The following is a 23396-nucleotide window of genomic DNA, read 5'->3' as shown; positions in this document are numbered from 1 at the left end:
GGGGAGCCCCGTGCCGGGTCGGCGGGCGCGGGGCTGGCGGGCCCGGGCGCGGCGGGACGCGCTCGATCGGCGGACGGCGGCGCGCCCGGCGGTGTCTGGGGGTCGGCGTCCACGAGGCTGGAAGCCTGCCAGACCGGCGGGGCCCCGTCGCCGCGTCGACGGGAGGATCGGGCGGATCGGCGGGGCGGGGCGCGGGGCGGGGCGGCGTCGGGGCTGGCCGGGGCACCGGCGACGTGCTCCACTGGTCGGCGTGGGCGTCGATGACCTCTCCGCCGGTTCGTCGGTCAGCGGTGAGGACACCGACCCGCAGCGACGGCGCGCCGCGGTGGCCGAGGCCGGGCACCGGGGCTGTGCCGATCCCGCTCGGGCCGCACTCGACGATCCCAGCCCGATGGTGCGGGCCACGGCCCTGGGCGCTCTGCGCCGGGCCGGTGCGCTCGATGGCCCGGCGCTGGCCGACGCCCTGGCCGACCCGTCGCCCGCAGTGCGGCGCCGGGCCGCGGAGGAGGTCGCCGCCCTGGCCGGCGTGGACGGCACCGGCGCCGTGCCCCCCGGCGTGACGCTGTTGGCGCTGCTCGCCGACGACGACGCGACCGTGGTCGAGGTGGCGGCGTGGGCCTCGGGTGAACGGGTACCGCCCGAGCCCGGGGCCGTGGCCCGGCTCTCCGAGCTGGCCACCGGGCACGACGACGCGCTGGTGCGCGAGGCGGCCGTCGCCGCCCTCGGCGCGGCCGGCGACCCCGACGGACTGGCTGCGATCCTGACCGCGGCGGGCGACAAGGCGACCGTCCGCCGGCGCGCCGTCCTGGCCCTGGCCCCGTTCGACGGGCCCGAGGTGACCGCGGCGCTGGAGCACGCCCGCAGTGATCGCGATTGGCAGGTCCGCCAGGCGGCCGAGGATCTCCTGCGGTGACCGTCCCTCCCGACCCGGGCCTTCCCCCAACTCCCTCCCCGACCCCGGGCGGGCCGTCCTCCCCCAGCCAGGACCCGGCCCCGCCGTCCTCCCTTTCGCCGCACCCCTCGGCCCCCTCGCCCCCGCCCGTTGCGGTCGACCCGGGGCCCGCCCCTCGGGCCCCCGGCCGCCTGCCCGGCACCGGGCCGTCCGCACCCCCCTCAGCCCCCGTCACCATCGCACCCGCGGAGGCGGATCGGGGCGGCTGGGCGACGACCGCCAGCCAGGGACTCCTGCTCGGCCGGTGGGTCGCCGCCGAGCTGGCCGCCCAGCGGGTCGAGGGCATCGCCATCGTCGCATGGATCACCGGCGCGATCGGGCTCCTCTGCCTCGGGGCCAGCATCCCCGTCGACCCGGGATGGCCGCTGATCCTGCTCGGGGTGGTGTTGGTGCTGATAGCGGGCAGCGGACGCCTCGCCCTCGCCCTCGCGGCGGCCGTCCTCCGCCGTCTCGCGCTTCCCCGCCGGGCGCGCCACCTCCGACCCGAGGCGGCCGCGGCTCGCGCCCGGCTCCGCGAGGCGATCGGTGAGGCCGGGGTGCCGGTCACCTTCAGGGCCGCGGTCCGCTTCGTCGCCGCCCTGGCGCGCGGGCACCAACCCCACGCCGGGGTGGCCGGCAACGTCCGGGAGCTGGCGCGTCGCCTCGGTCACATCACCGAGGTCGAGCGCCTGCGCACCCTGTTGGCCGAGGCCGCGCCCGTCCCGCCGTGGCTGGCGCGGCGCGCCGGCGCCGGCCCGTCCGAGGAGGCCGACGGCCGCCCCGGAGACGGCGAGGAGCCCCCGGTCGCTTCGTGATGCCGGCGACATCCGCCCCGACCTCCTACGGACCGGTGACCACGCACACACCCTGAGGGATGTGAATGCTCACCGGTTCGTCGGGTTGGTGCTGCGGTTCCTCCGCGGGGTCGGGCCCGGGTCAGGTGACCCCGGGCCCGACGGCACCATGGCGATGGCCTCGCGGGTCAGCCGGCGATCAACTCGTCGGGTGTGAGCTCGCGGGTCTGGCCCTCGAGGTCGATGAGCTCGCCCAGCTCCTCGAAGTACTGCTCGGCCGCGTCGTACTGGATCAGGCTGAACGTCTCGCCCATGTAGGGGTCCTCCTCGCCGCTGGTCGAGATGGAGACGCCCTCGATGAGCAGGCCGCTCTCCAGACCGTCCATGTTGCGCACCGCCTCCATGATCGCTAACCGGGTCGGCGCCTCGGCCGCCTCCATGGACTGGATCAGCAGGTCGGCCTGGGTCCAGCCGTAGCCCACGATGCCGTTCTCGAGGTCGAGCTCACGACCCTTGAAGTTGGGCCGGTACTGCTCGACGGCCTCCATGAAGGCGACCATGGCCTCGTCCTCCGCGTACTTCGGGTTCTGCGGGTCCTTGAGGTTGGTGAGGCTGATCACGTCGTCCCCGGCGGCGCCGGCGATGCCCATGAGGGTCTTGGAGATGCAGGTGCCCGACACCCAGGTGGTGGCCTCCCAGCCCTCGGACTGAGCCGCCGTCAACCCCGACGGGCAGGCCAGGAGGGTGCCGCCGTTGAAGAAGGCGTCGGCCCCGCTGTTGGCCAGCGAGGTGATCTGGGCCCCGACGTCCGTGGCGGCGACCGGGTACTCCTCGACCGCGACCAGCTCGATGTCGGTGCCTTCGATGGCGTTGCGGAAGCCCTGCTCGTAGGCGTCGCCGAAGTCATCGGCCTGGCGCAGCATGGCGACCTGGGCGTCGGGCTGGTTCTCCTCGAGGTAGTCGGCGAAGGCGTGTGCCTCGAGGGTGTAGGGCGTGAGGCTCGAGCCGATCGTCCACGGGAACTCGGGGTTGCCCCACGCCGGGGAGCCGGTCGCGGCGAGGAGGTTCGGCACGCAACGCTCGTCGAGGAAGGAACGGACGTTGAGGTTGTTGGCCGTGCCCACCACGCTGAAGGCGGCGAAGGCGTCTGTGCCCTCTTGGCCGACCAGCTCCTCGATGTTGGAGGCCGTCTGCTGCGGGTTGTACTCGTCGTCGGCGTCCTCGAACTCGATTTGGTAGGTGTTTCCCGCGATCTCGACCCCGCCGTCCGCGTTGACCTGGTCGAAGTAGGCGGCCCAGCCCCGCGCGATCTCGGCGAACGCCGCCGTCAGGCCCGACTGCGGGTACGACGACACCAGCTTGATGGTGTCGCCTTCGATCTCCGAGGCGGGATCGGTTAGGCAGTCCTCGGTCTCGATGCCCTCGGCCGACCCGCCCTCTCCCTCCCCACCGGTGCTCTCGGAGGAGTCTTCGTCCCGGCTGGTGCACGCACTGGTGACTAGCAACAAGGTCGCCAGCAGAGCCAGCAGGCCACGGTTCACGGATCGGTTCATGAGTGCTCCTTCGTTGGTGGTTCGTCGGCTTCGTTGGTCATCGCTGCGGACGGCGCAGGGCCGAGCGGGGACGCTGCGGACCCGCCTTCCCGGTCGGGGAGGACGCGGCGGGCCAGGCGGCTCAGGCCGCCGACCACGCCTTCGGGCAGCACGAAGATCATGGCGATGAGGGCGCCGCCGAAGATGGCCGGCGACAGCACCTCCTTGCCTTCGATGAGCCCGTCGGTCTCGCGCCGCAGCAGGATCAAGATGAGGGCCCCGACCGCCGGCCCGGCGATGGTGGCGGTGCCGCCGATGACGACCGCCACCAGGAACTCGATCGAGTTGCGGAAAGCGAGGACGGGGTCAGTGGCATCCGCGGCCCCGTCGACCATGACCGACAACGCGCCAGCCACCCCGGCGTAGGCGGCGGACAGGGCGAAGACCCCGACCTTGACCCGAGCCAGGTGGACGCCGACCGTGGAGGCCGCCACCTCTTGGTCGCGCACCGCGACCATGGCGCGGCCGATGCGCGACCGGGTCAGGTTCCAGGCCACCAGGAACAGCACCACCGCGACGACCAGGCTCTCGAGGTACCGCCACTGGTCGTTGTCGAGGAAGGTGATGAGCGAGTTGAAGCCGTCTCGGTCGGGCCGGACGAGCGCCGTGCCACCGTTCCCCTCGATGTACTTCAGGCCGACGAAGGGGAACAGGACGGCCAGGCCCAGGGTGACCAGCGCCAGGTAGAGGCCCCGAACCCGTAGGGCCGGGATGCCGACGAGCACGCCGAGGACCGCCGCTGTCAGCGCCGCCAGCGGGATGGTGAGCTCGAACATCAGGTCGTGCGTGTCCATCAAGATGGCGGTGGTGAAGGCGCCGACGCCGAAGAAGGCGCCGTGGCCGATGGAGATCTGGCCGTTGAAGCCCGTGAGCAGGTTCAGCCCCATGGCCGCGATGGCGAAGTACACGGCCCGGGACAGGTCCTGATTGATCGCCGGCCCGTAGTAGTAGGGGGCGTAGAGGGCGGCGACGGCGACGATCACGCCGACACCGATGCGGAGTTGGGTGCGGGTGATGCGTCCTCCGCCCCCTCCCGCCGTCTTCGCCCGAGCGGGTGCATCGCTGCTGCTCATACTCTCTCCACCACCTTGCGTCCGAACAGTCCGGTCGGTCTGACCAGCAGCACGAGGAGGATGAGAGCGAACGGCACGGCGAGCGCAATGCCCGACAGCGCATCGACGTAGCCCACGGTGAGGGCCTCGGCGATGGCCACGATCATCCCTCCGACAACTGCCCCCACCGGGCTGTCGAAGCCCCCGAGGGCCGCCGCCGCGAAGGCGTAGACGAGGACCAGGGCCATCAGGCCCGGGTTGACCGAGCGCTGCTCGGCCGCGACCAGGGAGCCGGCCAGGGCACCGAGGCCGGCGGCCAGAGCCCAGCCCAGCATGAGCATGGTCGAGGCGCGGATGCCCACCAAGCGGGCCGACTCCGGGTTGGCGGCCACGGCTCGCAGCATGAGGCCGATCTTGGTCTTCTGGAACAGTACGTAGAGCAGCAGGCACTCGACGAGGAGGGCGATGACGAGGGCGATGGTCGACCACGAGACCCGGGCTCCGAGCACCTCGATGATGGCGTCGCGACCGGTGGGATCGCCGGGGGACCCCACCGTCGGCCACGGTTTGGGCATGGGCTCGGCGTCCGTGCTGAAGATGAGCTGGGCCAGAGCGTTAAGGGCGAGGAATAGGCCCAGCATCACGATGAGCACGTTGAGAGGGCTCTTTCCGGGGCCATCGACGGGCCGGATCAGGAACCGCTCGATGACCGCCCCGGCAACCATGCTGGCCACGACTGTGATGGCGATGGCGGGGATGATAGGGAGCCCGAGCGACGTCAGCTTCCAGGCGAAGTAGGTGGAGAACAGCGCCATCTCCCCCTGGGCCAGGTTGAGCAGGCCGGTGGTGCGGAAGATGAGCACGAGGGCCAGGGCCACCGACGCGTAGACAGCGCCGTTGCCGATCCCGGTGAGCACAAGACTGATGAACAGGTCCACGGATCAGAACCCCAGGTAGGCCTTGCGAATGGCGTCGTCGTCACGCAGCTGGTGGGACGGGCCCGACGCCACGATCTGACCGGTCTCGAGGACGTAGCCGCGGTGCCCGATTTCAAGAGCGAGGTTGGCGTTCTGTTCGACCACCAAGACGGTGAGGCCCTCGTCGCGGTTCAGAGCTCCGAGGCGTTCGAACAGGTCGCGGGTGATGAGGGGGGCCAAGCCCAGCGACGGCTCGTCGAGCAGTAGCAGCCGGGGGCGCAGCATCATGGCCCGGGCGATGGCCAACATCTGCTGCTCGCCGCCGCTCATGGACCCCGCAGCCTGCTCACGGCGGTCGCCGAGCCGGGGGAAGACCTCCAGCCAGTGATCGATGTCGCGCCGGACGTCGCCGTCGGAGCGCAGGACGGCCCCGAGGCGGAGGTTCTCCTCGGTGGTCAGGTCCGCGAAGGTGCCGCGCCCCTGGGGGACGTGGGCAATGCCGGCGCGAGCCACGTTCTCGGGGTTGCGAGGCAGGGCGGCGCCCTCGAACGAGAGGCTCCCCTGTGTCGCGATCTCGCCGGTGATGGCTCGCAACATGGTCGTCTTGCCGGCGCCGTTGGCCCCGAGGACGACCACCACCTCGCCCTCGCTCACCGTCAAGTCGATGTCGCGCAAGACGGTGACGGGCCCGTAGCCGCCCGTCACGCCCTCGAGGCGGAGCATCTCGTCGCTCATCGGCGGACCCCGGAGAGGGCGCGCGTCGAGAGCCCGCTCCGATCGGTTCGCGGCCAGCGCTCGCTCATGCGCTGGTCCCGAGGTAGGCCTCGATGACCTTGGGGTCTTTGCGCACGACGTCCGGCGACCCCTCGGCGATGCGGCGGCCGAAGTCCAGCACGACGATGTGGTCGGAGATGGCCATGACCATGTTCATGTGGTGCTCGACGAGGAGCACCGTGAGGTCGTGCTCGTCGCGCAACCTGCGGATGGTCCCGGCCAGCTCGTCGACCTCCGCGTGGGTCAGCCCGTTGGCCGGCTCGTCGAGCATCAGCAGCCGGGGCTTGGCGGCCAAGGCTCGGGCCAGCTCGATGCGCTTCAGGGTGCCGAAGGGAAGACCGGCGGCCGGCCGGGTCGCGAAGTGGGCCAGGTCGAGGCGCTCGAGCAGGCTCATGGCCTCGGCGCGCAGGCGTCGGTCCTCGGCCCGACCCAGGCCCAGCATGCCTCGGCCGAAGCCGACGGTGCTCTGCGTGTGGGAACCGAGCCGCACGTTGTCCAGCACGGTCAGCCCCGGGAACAGGGCGACGTTCTGGAAGGTGCGGGCGATGCCGATCTCGGCGATGCCGTGAGGGGCGACCCGCAGCAGGTCGTCGCCGGCGAAGGTGACATGACCGGTGGTGGCCGGGTAGAGCCGGCTGATCACGTTGAACAGTGTGGTCTTTCCGGCGCCGTTGGGGCCGATCAGGGCGCAGATCGCGCCCTCGCGGATGGCGAAGGACAACCCGTCGAGGGCGACGACGCCGCCGAAGCGCACGCCGACGTCGACGACGTCGAGCAGCGGACCGGAGGCGTCGCCCGCCGGTGCGGCGTGGCTCGCGGTGTCGTCGGGTCCGCTCATGGGTCGGTGGCGTCTCCTCGAAGGGTCCAGGGCACCCGGCACCGGGCTGTGGCGTCGGTCACCACGCCGGTGCGGATCGCCATTCAACCATGTCTGCGACCCGTGCGTGTAGACCCGGCTGATGCGGGGCTACAGGCGCGAGCCCATGAACATGACCTTGAGCTGGTCGTAGGCCTCGATGCACTTGCCGGCCCCCAGCACGACGCACTCGAGGGGTGCATCGACGAGGTAGACGGGGATCTCGGTCTCGTTCGCGATGCGCTGGGCCAGACCCGCGAGCATGCCGCCGCCGCCGACGAGGTTCATGCCTCGGACGATGAGGTCGTGGGCCAGCTCGGGCGGGGCCTCACCCAGGCACGCGATGACCGAGTCGACGATCGCGGTGACGGGCTCGGCGATGGCGTTGCGCACCTCGAGGGGCGAGAGGATCACCGTCTTGGGCAGGCCGGTCATGAGGTCGCGTCCCCGCACCTCGGCCTTGACCTCGTCGCGGACCGGGAACGCAGAGCCGATCGACACCTTGATCTCCTCCGCGGTGCGCTCACCGACGGCGATGCCGTACTCGCGGCGGATGAAGGCCTGGATGCCGGCGTCGATGTCGAACGAGCCCACCCGCACGGCCTGCAGCGCGACCACGCCCCCGAGGGAGATCAGCGCCGTCTCCGAGGTGCCACCGCCGACGTCGACGACCATGTTGGCGACCGGTTCGTTGATGGTGAGCCCGGCGCCGAGGGCGGCGGCCATCGGCTGCTCGATCAGCTGGGCCTCGGCCGCACCGGCCCGCCGGGCGGCCTCGGTGACCGCCCGGCGCTCGACCTCGGTGATGGCCGACGGGACGCAGATGACGACCCGAGGACGGTTGAAGCGACTGACGCCGGCCCGGTGCAGGAGCAGGCGGATCATCCGCTGGGTGATGTCGAAGTCGGTGATGGCGCCCTGGCGGAGGGGACGCACGGCGACGATCGAGCCGGGGGTGCGGCCGATCATCTGCCAGGCCTCGTGGCCCATGGCCAGCACGTCGCCGGTGTTCTGGTTGAGGGCGATGACCGACGGTTCGTTGAGCACGATGCCCTGGCCCCGTGCGTAGACGAGGGTGTTGGCCGTGCCCAGGTCGATGGCGAGGTCGCGCGCCACTGGTCAGGCGTCTCGGTCCGGCCGGGGCGACCGGGTGGAATCATCGGCGTCGAACCGGCGCGGGTTGCGCGACGCGGACCCGTCGGGCGACAGCGCGTGCATCTCGCGCTGGAAGCTGTCGATGCCCGAGTGCAGCGTCTGGGGCTGGCGGCCCCGCAGCCACATGACCACGGAGGCGACGATCACGATCACCACCGGGATGAGGAGGAACACGAGGGGGTTCATCGGTGCACCGTCCCCAGGTCACTGATGGGCCGGGCGTCGGTGCCCCACTCCTCGCCCTCGGACCACGTCTCCTTCTTCCACAGCGGCACCGTGGCCTTGAGGGTGTCGATGCAGTGGGCGGCCGCCGCGAACGCCTCGGTGCGGTGCGGGGCCGAGACGGCGACGACCACGGCGATGTCGCCGACGTCGAGGCGCCCGGTGCGGTGGAGGGCGGCGACCCGGCGCACCTCGGGCCACCGGGCCCGGGTGTCGTCGACGACGGCGGCGAGCCGCTGGACGGCCGCCCCGACGTAGGCCTCGTAGGTGAGCGAGGTCACGCCCTCGCGGCCCGACGCGTGGTCCCGGACGGTGCCGCTGAAGGTCACCACGGCCCCCGAGTCCGCCGTCGCCGCCCAGGTGCCGACCGCCGCCGCCGACAGCGGGGCGCTGGTGATGTCGACCCAGGTGCCGTCCGGGGGCGGGACCGCCTGGGCGCTCGCGGCCCGCGTCGTCGCGGGTCGAGAGCCCGGGGCGGAGGTCGGATCGACCGGTGGCGACGCAGGAGGCGGAGCGGTGATCCCGGGGGGCACCGCGCCATCGTATTGCTCGCCGGGGGCACAAGGTGGTCCCGGGGGCGCGGTCCGCAGCGCCGCCGGCGTCGGTACTCTCACCGATCGTGCCTGATGAGCCCGACGACGGGGTGGATCCCGGAGCGCCCCTCCCCCCGCAAGACCGCCTGTGGCGGCACCCGTCGGAGCTGGCCCGAGTGGGCTCTCCGGCCGCGACCGTCACCAGCACCCGCCGGTGGGGACGGCGGGGGGGCCTCGTCACCCTGGCCGTGCTGTCGGGCATCACCGGTGCCACCGCCACCATCGTGGCCCTGGCGGCCATGGGCACCCTGTCGCCCCGCACGGTGGAGCGCATCGAGCGGGTCGCAGCCCCGCCGGCGCCGGCCGCGGTGCCCACGACCGCCCGCTCGGCCCGGACCGTCGCCTCGTCGGTCGCCCCCGCCGTGGTCGAGGTCACCGCCACCGTCGGGACCGAGCGTCGCCGCGGCTCGGGGGTGGTGGTGACCGCCGACGGCTTGATCCTGACCAGCTCGGCCCTCGTCGCCGAGGCCACGGCAGTCGTGGTCAGGTGGCCCTCGGGCCGATCGAGCGCGGCCACCACCCACGGCCACGACGACCTCACCGGCCTCGCCGCCCTGGCCGTTCAGGGCTCCGGCTTCCCGACCGCGGCGGTCGACCTCAGCCCGCCGATGCCGGGCGAGACGGCGATCACCGTCGCCGCCGGGACCGGCTCGCAGGGACCGACGCTCACCCAGGGGGTGGTCAGCTCGTCGCAGGCCCATGCCGATCCGGAGGCCGGGCGCCTCCTCGGCCTCATCGAGACCGATCGTCCCGTGCCCGGCTGGGCTGACGGTGGCGCCCTCGTCGACGGCGACGGTCGCCTCCGGGGCGTGTGCCTGTCGGTGCCCGCCCACCCGACCACCGGGTGGGCGGTGCCGGTCGAGGTCGCTCAGCGCGTGGCGGAGGACCTGAGCACCATGGGACGCGTCGATCGGGGCTGGCTGGGGATCCGGGGCACCCCATCGGATCCAATGGAGACCGACCCCGCCGGGGTCGGGATCGACGAGGTCGGCGTCGACTCACCCGCCGAGGCGGCCGGGCTGGTCGCTGGTGACCTCATCGTCGCCGTCGATCGCACCCCGGTCCGGTCCCTCGCCGACGTGCAGGCCGCCCTCAACCTCACCCGGCCCGATCAGGTCGTCCACCTCGAGCGCGCTCGCGCCGGCGAGACGACGACGGTCGAGGTCACCCTCGCCGAGACGCCCCGCTGAGAGGCCGCTCGACCCTCAGCGGCGGGCGCGCCGACGCAACCCTGCCCAGGTCCCGGCGGCGAGGCCGACGGCGAGGACCCCACCGCTCACGCCGAGGGCCAGCTCCTGGCGGCGACGAGGGCTGAGCGTGGCCAGGGCGGTGGCCGGCGTGCCGTCAACGAAGGCCTCCTCGTTCGAGTGGGCGGGGATCCAGCCGTCGGCCTTGAGCCGGTCGTTGGCGATCACCCACGGGTGGCGGGCGTAGGACCGGAGGCCCGGCGGGGTCGGGGTCAGCCGGAGGCGTCCGCGCAGGCGCGCCACGCGGTCGCCGACCGGCGGGGGCAACCGCAGCTTGGGGGTGCCGGCGTCGAGGGCCGTGTACTCGGCGCCGCGCAGCCAACCGTCGGGGGCGACGTTGCGGGCCCCGTCGAGGTGAGCGGTGGCGGCGAGGACCACCGCGGCAGCGAGGTCGTCGACGTGGAGGAACTGGGCGGGTGGATCGCCCCCGAGATCCGCGACCCGGCGGGCGGCGTGGAGGGCCTGGGCCAGCCAGCCGATCTCGCCGTCGTCGCCGACGACCGGAGCCGGGCGCAGCACGGCGGCGGTGGCTGCGGGGTGGTCGTGCCGCCACTCCGCCACGTGCCGCTCGATCTCGGCCCGCTGCACGGCGAAGGCCAGCTCGGGGCCGGGCCGCAGGGTCGCGTCCTCGGTCAGCGGCAGGGCGTTGTTGGCCCACGCGCCGTAGACGGTGGCCGACGAGAGCACGACGACGTGCGCGACGCCGGCGTCGCCCGCCGCCTCGAGCAACCGCTGGGCCGCGGTCACGTCCTCGGCGCGGTCGATCGCCGGGTCCTCGTCGAGCGTCGGTCCGAACGCCGAGGCCAGGTGCACGATGACCGCCGCCCCGTCGATGACGGGCTCGAGGTCGTCGACCAGCAGGTCGATCGGCCGGTAGGCCGACGCCCCCCGATCTCCGGCGCCCGTCGCGGCGAGGGCGAGGACGGGCCTGGCATCGGGGGCCCCGCGCAGCAGGGCGACGACACGGCGGCCGAGCGCCCCGTCGGCTCCGGTGACGACGACACCGCCGGTGACCGGGCCGCCGTCGAACGCCCCGGCGGGGTCGCGGAGGGGAACAGCTGCCATCCGCATACGATGCCGTCGTGCGTCCCGAGCCGCCACATCGCGCCCCCTGCCGGCGCCTCATCCCCGACCCGACGGAGAGCCCGGCCCAATGAGCGGCGGTGACCCCTTCGGCGGCATGCCCTTCTTCGGCGACCTGGGCCGGATGATCGGCCGTCAGGGCCCCATCTCGTGGGACGCCGCCCGCCAGATCGCCCACAGCATCGCGACCGAGGGCGAGGCCGAGCCCAACGTCGACCCGCTGGCCCGCATCCAACTCGAGCAGCTGGCCCGCGTGGCCGAGCTCCAGGTGGCCAACGCCACCGGCCTCGACGCCTCGCTCTCGGGCGCCGGTGTCGCCATCACCCCCGTCACCCGCACCCAGTGGGTGAGCCGCACCCTGGATGACCTGAAGCCCCTCTTCGAGCAGCTGGCCCGCTCCCTCACCTCCGACGTCGGCCCGGGGGTCGAGGGCGGTGACCACCCGGCGGTGCCCGACCCCGCCGCGCTCGACCCGCTCGACGACGATGCGTCGGGCGCCTGGATGGGCCAGCTCATGGGGATGCTCCAGCCCATGACCCTCGGCATGGCTGCCGGGTCGATGGTGGGACACCTGGCCACCCGGTCCTTCGGCCAGTACGACCTGCCCATCCCCCGCCCGCGACGCGACGAGGTGATGGTGCTGCTGCCGGCCATCGACGCCTTCGCCGCGGACTGGGGGCTCGGCGTCGACGACGTGCGCCTGTGGGTCTGCCTCCACGAGGTCGCCCACCACGCCGTGCTCGCCATCCCCCACGTCCGCGACGAGCTCTCGGAGCTCATCGAGCGCTTCGTGGCCGGCTTCCGCCCGGACCCGATGGGCTTCGAGCGGGCCCTCGGCGACCTCGACCCGTCGGATCCCTCCGGCCTCGAGTCCGTGCAGCGCCTCTTCACCGACCCCGAGGTGCTGATGGGGGCGGCCAGCTCCCCCGCTCAGGACGAGGTGCGCCCCCGCCTCGAGTCGCTGGTCACCGCAGTCGTGGGGTGGGTCGACGACGTCATGGACCGCGTCGGGGGCAGCCTGGTCGGCAGCTACCCGCAGGTGACCGAGGCCGTCCGCCGGCGGCGGGTCGAGATCAGCCCGGCCGACCGCTTCGTCGAACGCCTCTTCGGCCTGAACCTCACCCAGGCTCGCTGCGACCTGGGGGCTGCCTTCGTCGACGGCGTCGTGGAGCGGGCCGGCGAGGAGGGCCTGGCCCGCCTGTGGGAGTCGCGTGCCACGCTGCCCACCGCGCCGGAGCTGGCCGCCCCGGGTCTCTGGCTGGCCCGCATCGACATCGACGCCGGACGGGACTGAGGCCACCGCCCGGCGGCGCCGAGCGAGCGCGCCGGGCTACGACGTCGTCATCTCGTGCTGCTCGCCTGCGACCTCGAGCACGTACCCGGTGGACGTCACCTTCTGGTCGATCCGCACGATCACCGACGTGCTGTCACCGCCACCGTCGGCCGGAACCCTTCCCCGGAGGGTGAAGATCCCGTGGAGGCCCTCGGTCTCATCCATCCGCTCGCCGTTGATGAACAAGCTGTACTGGCCCGTCCCGAGCACGCTGATCACCCGGGCCTCGACCTCGATCTCGTTGCCCTTGTAGGTCGCCTTCGCCGTCTCGGACTCGGACGTCTCCCTCTGTGTTGGGGTCTGATCTCCCTCTACCCGGCGATCGCCGGGCTCACGCCGGCACCGACACTGGGACGCGACACGTGGCCGCCCGGCGCCGCGGCGGCACGCCCGACAGGGGCCACCCGTGCCCGGACCGCAGTGTGGCTCTACTCGGGCGGCGCAGGGCCCGGGGCGAACACGGTGGGCGACGGGGGCGGCACGAGGTCCCGATCGACGTCGGGGTTGCGCGGCCGAGGCGGGGCACCAGCGTCGGTGCGTGAAGGCGGCGGCGGAGGCGGGTCACCAGCGTCAGTGCGCGGAGGCGGGGCCGAGGTCGCCCGGACGGGCCGGTCGGTGGGCGGCGGCGAGACCCGGCGCACCTGGTGCGGCAGGGCGGCCCCGATGCCGGGTCCGGCGATGAGGGTCAGGTCGGGGTCCGGGTGGCTGCCTCCCACCTCGGGCGCCGCCGCGGCGTCGCCCCGGCGAGGGGTGTGGGCCCGCACGCGGCTGGTCACGGCTCGGGTCGAGGTGCGCAGCTGGTGCTTGGCCCTGTCCTTGCCCTGGGTCATGGCCTCGTCGATCAGCACCGCCTGGCGGCCGAAGTTCGACGACGTGGCGCCGGTGCGGTGGTTCCAGGCCGACAGGCCGATGACGTAGGAGAAGGCGGCGAAGCCCGAGACGAGGGCGACCGCCAGGTACGCGAGGCGCAGGTCGACGGGGACGAGGCCCAGCATGGCGCCGAGGACCCAGATGAGCTGGAAGCGGGTCTCGAACTTGGCGAAGAGGCGCCCGCGGTTGGCGTCGGGGGCGTCGCGCTGGACGATCGAGTCGAAGGCCAGCTTGCCGGCCGTGGCGGCGACGCCCACGACGCCGCCGAGGAGCGCGGCGCCGAGCACGCCCCCGATCAGCAGGGCGAGCACGCCGGTGCCGACGGTGAGCACCAGCACCGAGATGAGCATGCGCTCCTCGGGCCACACCTGACGCAGTCGGGGGGCGCCGACCGAGCCGAGCAGGGTGCCCGCCACGCTGACGGCGGCCACGATGCCGAAGGCGGCGAGCTGGTCACTCTCACGGAAGTGGAACGCGAAGTAGAGCGTGAGGAAGCCGACGATCCCTCGCAGCAGGCCCATGCCGCCGGCGGCCAGCAGGACACCCACGCTGCGCAGCTCAGCCTTCTCCTCGGCGGTGGGGGCGGCAGGAGCCACCGCGACCTTGGGAAGCTGCAGCGCCAGGCCGGCGGTGACGGCGAAGGTGCAGAACGCCAGGGCGAGGGCCGGGGCCGGGCTGTCGTCGAACAGCGTGAAGAGCAGCGCCGCGGGCAGGACCCCGACGAAGCCCATCAACCCCGAGAGGAGCTGGAGCTTGGAGTTGGCCTCGACGAGCTCCTCGTCGCTCGTCACCACGGCCGGCACGAGCGACGACCGGGCGATGCCGTAGCCCTTCTGGGTCACCAGGATGGCGAAGGCCGCCGGGTAGAGGAGCCAGGTGTCGGTCCGCCCGATCAGCAAGAAGGAGAGCAGGCCCCGCACCAGGGCTGAACCGATGACGATCCACCGCCGACCGCTGCGGGCCCGGTCGAGGGCGGGGCCGATGAGGGGGGCCACCACGGCGAAGGGGGCCATGGTGCAGAGCAGGTAGAGGAAGGTCTGGTCCCGGGCCTCGGAGGTGGCGGCGCCGAAGAAGATGGTGCCGGCCAGCGACGCCGCGACCATGGCATCGGCGGCGGTCGACGCCGCGTGCGTGCGTGCCAGGCGCATGAAGGGAGTGACGTTGAACGCGGCGTTGGTCGCCCCGGTGCGGGGTGGGATCAGCGGCTTCTTGCCGCGCGTGGCCTCCACCGGGCCCATGCTACGGGCCCGCGGGGCCATGCCCGGGGCCGGCCTCGTCCCCAGCCGAGCGGTTCGCCGGGCCGGGGCGGCGGCCGCGCTACGCGGCGTACTTGTAGCCCAGGCCCCGGATGGTGATGATGAGCGTCGGGTGGGCGGGGTCGGGCTCGACCTTGGCCCGGAGCCGCTTGATGTGGACGTCGAGGGTCTTGGTGTCCCCGACGTAGTCATGGCCCCAGATGCGATCGATCAGCGTGTCGCGGGTGAGCACCCGACCGGCGTGCTCGAGGAGCAGCGCCAGCAGCTCGAACTCCTTGAGCGGCAACGAGATGTCCTCACCCCGGATGACCACCTCGTGGCGCTCGGGATCCAGGCGCACCTCGCCGGCCACCAACGCCTCGACGCTGCCGTTGGCGGCGATCACCTCGCCCGGTGACCGTCGCAGCACGGCGCGCATGCGCGCCACCAGCTCGCGCAGCCGGTAGGGCTTGGTCACGTAGTCGTCGGCCCCCACCTCCAGTCCGACGACCGTGTCGATCTCGGCGCCCTTGGCCGTGACCATGATGATGGGCACCGTCGAGCGGCGCCGCAGCTCCCGGCACACGTCGATGCCCGACACCTTCGGCAGCATCACGTCGAGCAGCACCAGGTCCGGCTTCACCGCGTCGAAGAGGTCGAGGGCCTGGGCCCCGTCGCGCGCGACCTGCACCCGGAACCCCTCGCGGGCCAGCCCGACGGTGAGGGCCTCGATGAAGCTGTCCTCGTCCTCCACGACGAGGACGGTGGTCGTGGCGCTCATCGGTGCACCATCACGTCATAGGGAGGTTTCACGGACATGGTCGTCGCCGGGCACCGACGAGCGCCGCCGGCTCCGCAAGCTCCGCCGCCGGAGAGCCCGTACCGCCTGATTCGCTCGCTGCGCTCGCTCATCGGTTACACGCTCCGGGGGTTCGACGGCTCGGACGAGACGGCGGCAGTTGACTGCGGGTGGACGCGACCGGCGCGGCGGGGGACACCGGGACGTGCCGGCCGACCGCTCATGCCGATCTCCGCGACGCGGACGGGTCATCGGTCGCACCCGCCAGGGCGACGGGACCGGGGGCCGCAGGGATGTGGACCACGAAGGTCGAGCCCTGGCCCTCGACCGAGCGCACCGTGACCTCGCCCTCGTGGTTGGCGACGATGTGGCGGACGATCGAGAGGCCGAGGCCGGTGCCGCCGGTGTCGCGGCTGCGGGCCCGGTCGACCCGGTAGAAGCGCTCGAAGACCCGCTCGAGGTCGCGGGCCGGGATGCCGAGCCCGTGGTCCTCGACTTCGATGGCGACCCGCGTGCCATCCGCGGTGGCCCGCACCTCGACGCCGGAGCCGGGGGGGGAGTACTTGACCGCGTTGTCGAGGAGGTTGGCCACCGCCGAGACGAGCTGGCGGCGGTCGCCGACGGCGCTCACCCTCGTCGACAGCTCGCCCACCCCAATGGCGATGCCCCGCATCTCCGCTGCGGGGCGGATGCGGTCGGCCGCCTCCTCGAGCACCAGGTGCACCGGCACCGGCTGGCGCACGGCCTCGGTGCCGGCCTCGATGCGGCTGAGCTCGAGCAGGTCGTCGATGGTGCGGCTCACCCGGAACGACTCGCTGACCACCCGCTCGGTGAGGCGGTGGGCCACATCGGGGTCGGGCTCGGCCAGCAGGGTCTCGGCCAGCAGGCCGATGGCCGCGACCGGGGTCTTGAGCTCGTGGCTCAGGTTGGCCACGAAGTCGCGCCGGACGGCGTCGATGCGCCGGGCCTCGGTGACATCGTCGGTGATGACCAGCGCACCTCCGGGTAGGGGTCGGGCGGTGACGGCCACGACCCGGTGCGGCGGCCCGAACAGCTCCACGGTGCGCTCGCCGGGCACGCCGCGCAGGGCGTCGGCCAACAGCTCGTCGACGGCTCCTCCGACGAGGGCGTCGCCGTGGCGCGAGGCGGCGACCTCAGCGGCGGCGTGGTTGCGGGCCAGCACCCGGCCATCGACGTCCGCGACCACCACGCCCTGGGGGATGGCGTCGAGGGCCCGACGTAGGTGCGCGGCAGCGTTGTCCGCCAGGGCGACCCCGGCCTGTGCCTCGGCCCTCTGGCGCTCGAGGGCGGGCAGCCGGGCGACGTCGGCCCGGAGCCGCCGCACCCGTCGGGCCAGGGCCACGACGACCACGGCGAGGACGGCCGCGACGACGAGCGCAGCCCCGGTCACGTCAGGCCGTCTCGCCCGCCGCGGGTCGCACCCGGCGCGCGTCATCCGCGCTCAGCCGGCGATCGATCTCGGCCGCCGCCGGCTGCCACTCGTCGGCCCGGATGCCCGTCAGGCACGTGACGGCCACGTACCCGGAGTGCACCAGGGCGGTGTCGGATCCGGGGGGCAGCTCGACCGAGGTGTCGACCAAGGAGAACTCGAGGGTGCCGGCTCGTGGTTGGTGCAGGGCCGCCCGCACGGTGCCGAAGGGGGCCAGCTCGGCCCACCGGGTGCCGCGCAGCTCGCGGCGGTCGACCGGGGGCACGTTGACGTTCAACAACGTCTTGGCCGGAGCGGTCTCGATCCAGCCGAGGGCGGCGACGGCGACGGTCGCGGCGGTGTCGAAGCGGGGTGACGGGGTGACGCCCACGCTCACCGCCACCCCCGAGATGCCGAGGTTGCCACCGGTGAGCACGGCGCCGACGGTGCCGGAGTGCAGCACGGCGCGACCGGTGTTGTTTCCGGGGTTCACGCCGGAGGCGACGAGCTCGGGTGGCTCGCCGAAGCCCCCGAGGCGCGCCGCCATGACGCAGAGGGCGGGTGGGCCGACGAGGCTCCACGCGGGGAGGTGGGGGGCGCCGGGGATCTCCGCCGGGGTCACCACGAGGTCGGGGCCGCTGCCGAGGTCGCCGATGGCGGCGCCGTAGCCGCTGTGGTTGCGGTCCGACGCCACGACGAGGACGTCGTAGCCGGCGCCGTCGACGGCGATGGCGAGGGCGTGGAGGCCGGGCGCCTCGATGCCGTCGTCGTTGGTGACGAGGACCCTCACCGCCGCGCTCCGTTCGACCCGGACGCCATCATTGCCGCATCCCCTCGTCGCAGGTCACATCCGGGCGGGTTCCCATCGTCGGGCACCAATGAGCGCTGGCGGCTCCGCACGCTCCGCCGCCAGAGAGCCCGTACCTCCTGGTTCGCTCGCGTCGCTCGCTGACTCACTGGGCCACCTCGCCGGGGCCTCGGTCGGTGGCGTCGGTGGGCACGTCGTCGCCGGAGGACAGCAGCGAGCGACGGACCACCTCGCGGGCCGCACCGGTCTGCTCCGGCAGCCACCCGGTGACCATGTACCGCACCCGCTCGCCGATGTTGACGGCGTGGTCGCCGATGCGCTCGTAGTAGCGACCGATGAGGGCCAGCTGCACGGCGGCCTGCACCTCGAAGGCCCCGGCCTGACTGGCCTCGAAGATCTCGGCGATGTACTCGCGGTGCAGATCGTCGAGGCGGTCGTCGAGGTCGTCGAGGGCGGCGGCCATGGCCGCATCACCGTCGGCGTAGGAGTCGATGGCCAGGCGGAACAGGCGGGCCGCCTCGTCGCCCATGCCGCTGATGAGGCCCCGCAGCCGAGGGGTGTACTCAGTGCCGTAGATGCGGCGGGCGCCCTTGGCGATGTTGACCACGAGGTCGCCGCTGCGCTCGATCTCCGAGACCATCCGCACCGCGGTGATGAGACCCCGAAGGTCGCCCGCCAGGGGCTGCTGGAGGGCGAACACGGCGTAGCACTGCTCCTCGGTCTCGAGGGCCAGCTCGTCGAGCGGGTCGTCGCCGTCGATGATCTCCTGGGCTCCGCCGAGGTCGTGGTCGAGGAGCACCTGGGTGGTGCGGGGGATCCCCTCGGTGACGAGCGCCGCCATGTGGACGATGTCGCCCTTGATGGTGTCGAGCTGCTGGTGGTAGGTGCGCCTGGTGGCCATCGGGTCCCCAACGAAGTCGGCCATCACCGGATCTCCGCGGTCAGGTGGGCGGGGTCGCCGGTGATGAGGTAGCGGAGCCGCGCCCCGATGATCGCCGCGTGATCCGCGATGCGGTCGAGGGAACGGCCCGCCACCAGGGTACGCACCGCGCACAAGACGGCATCGGGACCCTCGATGCCGATGATCTCGCGGCTGAAGCGCTCGGTGAAGGCGTCCATGGGCCGGCCCTGGGCCAGCTCGGCGGCCAGGCCCAGGTCCTGGGTCGACCACGCCCGCAGCGCGGTGCGGTACGCCTCGACCGCGGCCTCCGACATCGAGAGCAGGATGTCGTAGGTCGCCGGATGCCGGTGGAGGACCTCCCAGTCCGGAGCCAGCTTCACCACCCGGAGGGCCAGGTCACCGACCCGCTCCAGCTCGGAGAGCACCCGCAGCACCGACACCACGAAGCGCAGGTCGCCGGCGACGGGGCTCTCGCGGGACAGCAGGTCGTAGCAGCGTTCGGTGAGCGACACGTTCATGGCGTCGATGTCGTCGTCGGCCGCCACTGCCGCCGCCGCCACCTCCACGTCGCCGGAGCGCAGCACCTCGCGCATGCGCTCGAGGTTCTCGTCGACCCGCACGCCCATCAGCTCCACCTGGAGCCGGAGCTGCTCGAGCTCGGCGGCGAAGCCCTGGCGCACCGGTCCCTCCGAGACCCCCACGGCCTCAGCCGAACCGGCCGGTGACGTAGTTCTCGGTCCGTTCGTCGGACGGGTTCGAGAACATGGTCTCGGTGCCGTCGAACTCGACGAGCACACCGGTGCGCGTGTCGCTCTCCTCGTTGACCTCGGTGGTGAAGAAGGCGCAGCGGTCGCTGACCCGGGCCGCCTGCTGCATGTTGTGGGTCACGATGATGATCGTGTACTCAGCCTTGATCTCCTCCATGAGGTCCTCGATGCGGCCCGTGGCGATGGGGTCGAGGGCCGAGCAGGGCTCGTCCATCAAGATGACCTCCGGGTCGACGGCCAGGGCTCGGGCGATGCAGAGCCGCTGCTGCTGGCCACCGGAGAGCCCCATGGCGGAGGCCTTGAGCCGGTCCTTGACCTCGTCCCAGAGGGCGGCCCGCCGCAGGCTCCGCTCGACGATCTCGTCGAGCGCCTCGCCCTTCTTGGCCAACCCCGCGACCCGGGGCCCGTAGCTCACGTTGTCGTAGATCGACTTGGGGAAGGGGTTGGGCTTCTGGAACACCATCCCGATGCGGCGCCGGACCTCCACCGCGCTGACCTGCGGGTCATAGAGGTCGACGCCGTGGTAGTCGATCCGACCACCGACCCGAGCGATCTCGACGAGGTCGTTCATGCGGTTGAAGCACCGCAACACCGTGGTCTTGCCGCACCCAGAGGGCCCGATGAACGCGGTGACCTCGTTCTGGCGCACGACCAGGTTGATGTCGCGCACCGCCCGGAACGTCCCGTAGTGGACCTCAAGGTCCTGGACGTGGAACACGATGGTGCGATCGTCGTCGAGGGGGCGCCTGGAGGCAGCCTCAGAGGCCATGTCCACCCGAGGCCTCGGGTCGCCCGTGGTTTCGGGCTCGGTGTCGGTCTCGGGGGGCACGGGGCTCACCTTCTCTTCTCGAAGCGGTTGCGGAGCACGATTGCAGTTCCGTTGGCCAGCAGCACCACCAGGAGCATGATCACGATCGCCGCTGCGGTGAGGGCCTCGAAGCCCTGCTGGGGGCGGCCGGCCCACGTGGTGATCACGATGGGCATGGCGGTGAAGCGCTCCTGGAGCTGAGCGACGTCGAAGAAACCGGTCTGCTGGCCGAGGCGCCCGGTCACAGCGCCGACCAGGATGAGGGGGGCGGCCTCGCCCAGGGCCCGGGCCAACGACAGCACCGTCCCGGTGAGGATGCCGGGTGCGGCGTAGGGCAGGACGTGGGCCCGGATCACCTCCCACCGGGTGGCTCCGACGCCGAAGCCGGCCTCGCGGATGCTGTCGGGCACAGCCCGGATCGCTTCGGCCGAGGTGATGATCACGATGGGGAGCACGAGGATGGCCAAGGTGACGCCGGCGGCGGCGGTGGTGCGGCCGCCGAAGAAGAGCCCGCCGCCGAGCCAGTCGGGGAAGAGAGCCAGCGACTTCACGAAGATGGCGAAGCCGAGGATGCCGAAGACGATCGACGGCACACCGGCCAGGTTGCGGATGTTGATGTCGATGAACCGGGTGAAGGCGTTCCGGGGGGCGTACTCCTCGAGGTACAGCGCGGCGCCGATGCCGATGGGGAACGCCAGCCCGACCGTGAACACCCCGATCCAGAAGGTGCCCCGCAGGCCCTGGAAGATACCGGCCTCGTCGGGCGACGTGCGCAGGTCGCCGCTCACGAAGTCGCCCAGCCGGGTGCTCAGCACCGGCCACCCCGTGACGGCCACGTCGACGAGCAGGATGAGCAGCGTCACCAGCGAGATCGCCAGGGCCCCGATGATCAGGATCCGGAACCCGACGCCGCGGGTGTCGGCCCGCTTGCCCTGCAGGCGGGCCCGGACGGCGTCGGCCGCCACGGGAGCACCGCGACCGATGGTGTGCGTGACGGCCATCGTCGGCCTCCTAGTACTTCTGGCGCACGCGGCGCACGTAGCGGTCGGCCACGACGTTGAGCGTCATGGTGACGAGGAACAGGAGCATGCCGACGAAGAACAGGCTCTGGAACGTGAGGCCGGCACCCTTCACCTGGTCGGTGCCGGAAGCGACCGAAGCCATGGCCGCGGTCATGGTCAGACCGGGCTCCAGGGCATCGGTCGAGAACAGGGCCCCGCCGCTGCGCCCGCCGGCGATGAAGACCACCATGGTCTCACCGATGGCGCGCGAGACGGCGATGATCAGCGCGGCGACAAGGCCCGAGACCGCCGCGGGGAGCACCACCTTCAGCGAGGTGGTGACCTTGCGGGCGCCCATGCCGTAGGAGGCCTCACGCAGCGAGTCAGGGACCGAGCGCAGGGCGTCTTCGGAGATCGAGGCCACGAGCGGGATCAACAGGATGCCGACGCCGATGCCGGCGGCGAGCATGTTGCTCTGCGTCGCGCCGGTGAAGAAGCGCTGCACCAGCTCGGGCGAGATGAACGTGAAGGCAAAGAACCCGAGCACGACGCTGGGGATGCCGGCCAGCACCTCGAGCGCGGGCTTGAGCACCTTGCGGACACCAGGTCGGGCGTACTCCGAGAGGTAGATCGCGGCCCCCAGGCCCAACGGCGCGGCCACCGCCATGGAGATGACGGTGACCATCAGGGTCGTGACCACCAAGGTCTTCACGTCGTAGATCCCCCGCCGGGGGAACCAGCCCTTGGTCCAGAGGGTCTTCCACTCGACCTGGCTGATGAACGTCCACGCTTCGCGCACCAGGGAGTAAACGATCAGGGCGCTGATCACGATGGCCAGGGTCGCCGAGATCTGGAGGGCGATCCGGACGATCTGCTCCCGGCGGTGGCGCCGGGGGTTGCCGGCCAGGTCGTCGAGGCTGAAGGGCGGGCGGTCCACCGTTGCGTTGGCCATGGCTCGTCTCGGGGGCTCGGGGAGGGTACGGGAGGGGTTGGGACGACACGACGATGTCCCGGGTCCGGAGCGGCTCCGGACCCGGGCATCTCAGCAGGTCAGGTCAGCCCTCGCTCTCCTCGCGAGTGCCGGTCTCCTTGGCCTCCCAGGCGTCGACGCTGGTCTGGAACTCCTCATCCTCGAGGGCGACGTAGCCGACCTCGGTGGCCGACGCGATGCCTTCGTCGCTCACGTAGAAGTCGACGTAGGCTTCGACGGCCGGGTTCGACTCGGCCGACTCGGCGTTCACGTAGATGAACAGCGGCCGGGCGATCGGGTACGAGCCGTCGGCGACGGTCTCGGCGGTGGGAGCGACGCACCCGTCGCCGCCGTCGACCTCGAAGCTCTTGACCGTGTCCCCGGACTCCAGGGCGAAGGCCAGACCGACCCACCCGAAGGAGCTCTCGCTCCCCTCGATGCCGGCGATGATGGCGTTGTCGTCGGCCTGCGAGGAGTAGTCGGGCCGGGTCTGGGCCTCTTGGCCTCGGTCCTCGTTGAACTCCTCGATCACGATCTCCACGAAGCTGTCGTAGGTGCCGGACTCCTCACCGGGGGCGGTGATGTCGAGGCTGGCGTCGGGGAACTCGGTGTCGGACCCGAGCTCGGTGGCGATCTCCTGGGCGTCGGACCAGTTGGAGAAGCCCTCGGACTCCGGGCCCACCAGGGCGTAGATGTCGGCGAAGGTCAGGCACTCGATCTCGTCGAACGCCGGGTTGGTGATCACCGAGAGGCCGTCGAGGGCCACCTTGATCTCGATGTACTCGACCTCGTTCTCCTCACAGGCCGTGATCTCCTCCTCGGTGATGGCGCGCGAGGCGTCGGAGATGTCGGTCTCACCGTTGCAGAACAGCTCGAAGCCGTCACCGGTGCCGGGACCGTCGACGTTGACGACGACCTCGGGGTCGACCTCTTCGAACATCTCGGCCACCGCGACCGAGATGGGCTCGACCGTGGAGGAGCCCGACACGTTGACGGTGCCTTCGCTGCTCCCGCCGCCCTCGCTCTCGCCGCCGCCGCCGCTCTCGGTGCCGCTGTCGTCTTCGCCGGTCGCCTCGGAATCGCCCTCGCCGCCGCACGCCGCGGTGAAGAGGAAGGCGGTGACTACGAAGATCAGGCCGGCCTTGCGGAATCTGGAGTGCATCTTGTGTGGGTCTCCTCAGGAGGCTTGTGGTGGGGGTTCCGGTGCACCCGGACCCGGGCGGCAACCTACGGAAGCCAGGTGTCGGCTCTCACCGGCG

Annotated in this window: 24 protein-coding genes; 4 read left to right on the top strand and 20 right to left on the bottom strand. The window is 72.3% G+C overall.

The genetic code is table 11. The annotated features are described in order from the left end of the window. Positions 1–250: 250 nt before the first annotated feature. Positions 251–913, top strand: a complete 663-nt coding sequence (locus VNL12_RS05775) for a HEAT repeat domain-containing protein (protein WP_325592426.1) — start codon at positions 251–253, stop codon at positions 911–913. Then, complete coding sequence (locus VNL12_RS05770) at positions 910–1746, top strand: hypothetical protein (protein WP_325592424.1); 837 nt, start codon at positions 910–912, stop codon at positions 1744–1746. Before VNL12_RS05775 ends, VNL12_RS05770 begins: the two co-directional genes overlap by 4 nt. Positions 1747–1913: 167 nt before the next feature. Here the strand turns inward: VNL12_RS05770 and VNL12_RS05765 are convergent, their stop codons facing one another. The 8 genes from VNL12_RS05765 to VNL12_RS05730 all read right to left on the bottom strand — a co-directional run bounded on the left by VNL12_RS05765 (position 1914) and on the right by VNL12_RS05730 (position 8826). Then, a complete protein-coding gene (locus VNL12_RS05765; protein ID WP_325592421.1) occupies positions 1914–3278 on the bottom strand; it encodes an ABC transporter substrate-binding protein in 1365 nt (454 codons plus the stop codon). Continuing rightward, positions 3275–4390, bottom strand: a complete 1116-nt coding sequence (locus tag VNL12_RS05760) for a branched-chain amino acid ABC transporter permease (protein ID WP_325592418.1) — start codon at positions 4388–4390, stop codon at positions 3275–3277. The genes VNL12_RS05765 and VNL12_RS05760 overlap by 4 nt, the downstream gene beginning before the upstream one ends. Next, positions 4387–5307, bottom strand: a complete 921-nt coding sequence (locus VNL12_RS05755) for a branched-chain amino acid ABC transporter permease (RefSeq protein WP_325592416.1) — start codon at positions 5305–5307, stop codon at positions 4387–4389. The genes VNL12_RS05760 and VNL12_RS05755 overlap by 4 nt, the downstream gene beginning before the upstream one ends. Positions 5308–5310: 3 nt before the next feature. Next, positions 5311–6021 (bottom strand): ABC transporter ATP-binding protein, encoded by a 711-nt coding sequence (locus VNL12_RS05750; RefSeq protein ID WP_325592414.1) that lies wholly within the window; start codon positions 6019–6021, stop codon positions 5311–5313. Positions 6022–6085: 64 nt separating this feature from the next. Next, complete coding sequence (locus tag VNL12_RS05745; RefSeq protein WP_325592412.1) at positions 6086–6898, bottom strand: ABC transporter ATP-binding protein; 813 nt, start codon at positions 6896–6898, stop codon at positions 6086–6088. A 129-nt stretch (positions 6899–7027) separates the two neighbouring features. Then, the gene (locus VNL12_RS05740) at positions 7028–8032 is read right to left on the bottom strand and encodes a rod shape-determining protein (protein WP_325592410.1); all 1005 of its coding nucleotides are present in this window, start codon (positions 8030–8032) and stop codon (positions 7028–7030) included. Between the two features lie 3 nt (positions 8033–8035). Beyond that, a complete protein-coding gene (locus tag VNL12_RS05735; protein ID WP_325592408.1) occupies positions 8036–8257 on the bottom strand; it encodes a hypothetical protein in 222 nt (73 codons plus the stop codon). Next, on the bottom strand, positions 8254–8826 hold the full coding sequence (locus VNL12_RS05730; protein WP_325592406.1) for a molybdenum cofactor biosynthesis protein MoaE: 573 nt from the start codon (positions 8824–8826) through the stop codon (positions 8254–8256). Before VNL12_RS05730 ends, VNL12_RS05735 begins: the two co-directional genes overlap by 4 nt. An 86-nt stretch (positions 8827–8912) precedes the next feature. Here VNL12_RS05730 and VNL12_RS05725 point away from each other — a divergent pair, with 86 nt between their 5' ends. Beyond that, positions 8913–10076 (top strand): S1C family serine protease, encoded by a 1164-nt coding sequence (locus tag VNL12_RS05725; RefSeq protein ID WP_325592404.1) that lies wholly within the window; start codon positions 8913–8915, stop codon positions 10074–10076. 15 nt (positions 10077–10091) lie between these two features. Here VNL12_RS05725 and VNL12_RS05720 read toward each other — a convergent pair whose 3' ends face one another. Next, positions 10092–11198, bottom strand: coding sequence for an NAD-dependent epimerase/dehydratase family protein (locus VNL12_RS05720; RefSeq protein ID WP_325592402.1), 1107 nt, complete (start codon positions 11196–11198; stop codon positions 10092–10094). 88 nt (positions 11199–11286) lie between these two features. Between VNL12_RS05720 and VNL12_RS05715 the strand changes: the two genes are divergently transcribed. Continuing rightward, positions 11287–12510, top strand: coding sequence for a zinc-dependent metalloprotease (locus VNL12_RS05715; protein ID WP_325592400.1), 1224 nt, complete (start codon positions 11287–11289; stop codon positions 12508–12510). Positions 12511–12546: 36 nt separating this feature from the next. Here the strand turns inward: VNL12_RS05715 and VNL12_RS05710 are convergent, their stop codons facing one another. The 11 genes from VNL12_RS05710 to VNL12_RS05660 all read right to left on the bottom strand — a co-directional run bounded on the left by VNL12_RS05710 (position 12547) and on the right by VNL12_RS05660 (position 23299). After that, a complete protein-coding gene (locus VNL12_RS05710; protein WP_325592398.1) occupies positions 12547–12768 on the bottom strand; it encodes a hypothetical protein in 222 nt (73 codons plus the stop codon). Between the two features lie 209 nt (positions 12769–12977). Beyond that, positions 12978–14648 carry an MFS transporter gene (locus tag VNL12_RS05705; RefSeq protein ID WP_325592396.1) on the bottom strand — a complete coding sequence of 557 codons (1671 nt, stop codon included), beginning with the start codon at positions 14646–14648 and terminating at the stop codon, positions 12978–12980. A gap of 88 nt (positions 14649–14736) precedes the next feature. Next, complete coding sequence (locus VNL12_RS05700; protein ID WP_325592394.1) at positions 14737–15435, bottom strand: response regulator transcription factor; 699 nt, start codon at positions 15433–15435, stop codon at positions 14737–14739. A gap of 238 nt (positions 15436–15673) precedes the next feature. Further along, positions 15674–16864, bottom strand: a complete 1191-nt coding sequence (locus VNL12_RS05695; RefSeq protein ID WP_325592393.1) for a sensor histidine kinase — start codon at positions 16862–16864, stop codon at positions 15674–15676. A gap of 1 nt (position 16865) precedes the next feature. Then, on the bottom strand, positions 16866–17672 hold the full coding sequence (gene surE, locus VNL12_RS05690) for a 5'/3'-nucleotidase SurE (protein WP_325592391.1): 807 nt from the start codon (positions 17670–17672) through the stop codon (positions 16866–16868). A 163-nt stretch (positions 17673–17835) separates the two neighbouring features. Continuing rightward, positions 17836–18615, bottom strand: a complete 780-nt coding sequence (gene phoU / locus VNL12_RS05685) for a phosphate signaling complex protein PhoU (RefSeq protein WP_325592389.1) — start codon at positions 18613–18615, stop codon at positions 17836–17838. Next, positions 18615–19292, bottom strand: coding sequence for a phosphate signaling complex protein PhoU (gene phoU / locus VNL12_RS05680; RefSeq protein ID WP_325592387.1), 678 nt, complete (start codon positions 19290–19292; stop codon positions 18615–18617). The genes phoU (VNL12_RS05685) and phoU (VNL12_RS05680) overlap by 1 nt, the downstream gene beginning before the upstream one ends. Before the next feature lie 4 nt (positions 19293–19296). After that, a complete protein-coding gene (pstB, locus tag VNL12_RS05675) occupies positions 19297–20127 on the bottom strand; it encodes a phosphate ABC transporter ATP-binding protein PstB (RefSeq protein ID WP_349257805.1) in 831 nt (276 codons plus the stop codon). 65 nt (positions 20128–20192) lie between these two features. After that, positions 20193–21167: a phosphate ABC transporter permease PstA gene (pstA, locus tag VNL12_RS05670; protein ID WP_325592383.1), complete on the bottom strand. Its 975-nt coding sequence runs from the start codon at positions 21165–21167 to the stop codon at positions 20193–20195. Positions 21168–21177: 10 nt separating this feature from the next. Further along, entirely contained in the window at positions 21178–22119 is a 942-nt protein-coding gene (pstC, locus tag VNL12_RS05665) for a phosphate ABC transporter permease subunit PstC (protein ID WP_325592381.1), read from the bottom strand. Positions 22120–22222: 103 nt separating this feature from the next. After that, the gene (locus tag VNL12_RS05660; protein ID WP_325592379.1) at positions 22223–23299 is read right to left on the bottom strand and encodes a substrate-binding domain-containing protein; all 1077 of its coding nucleotides are present in this window, start codon (positions 23297–23299) and stop codon (positions 22223–22225) included. Positions 23300–23396: the final 97 nt, after the last annotated feature.

Origin of the sequence: Iamia sp., assembly GCF_035575815.1 — a bacterium.
GTDB lineage: Bacteria > Actinomycetota > Acidimicrobiia > Acidimicrobiales > Iamiaceae > Iamia.
The sequence above is the reverse complement of the archived record's forward strand: the minus strand, read 5'-3'. Positions and strand labels throughout refer to the sequence as shown.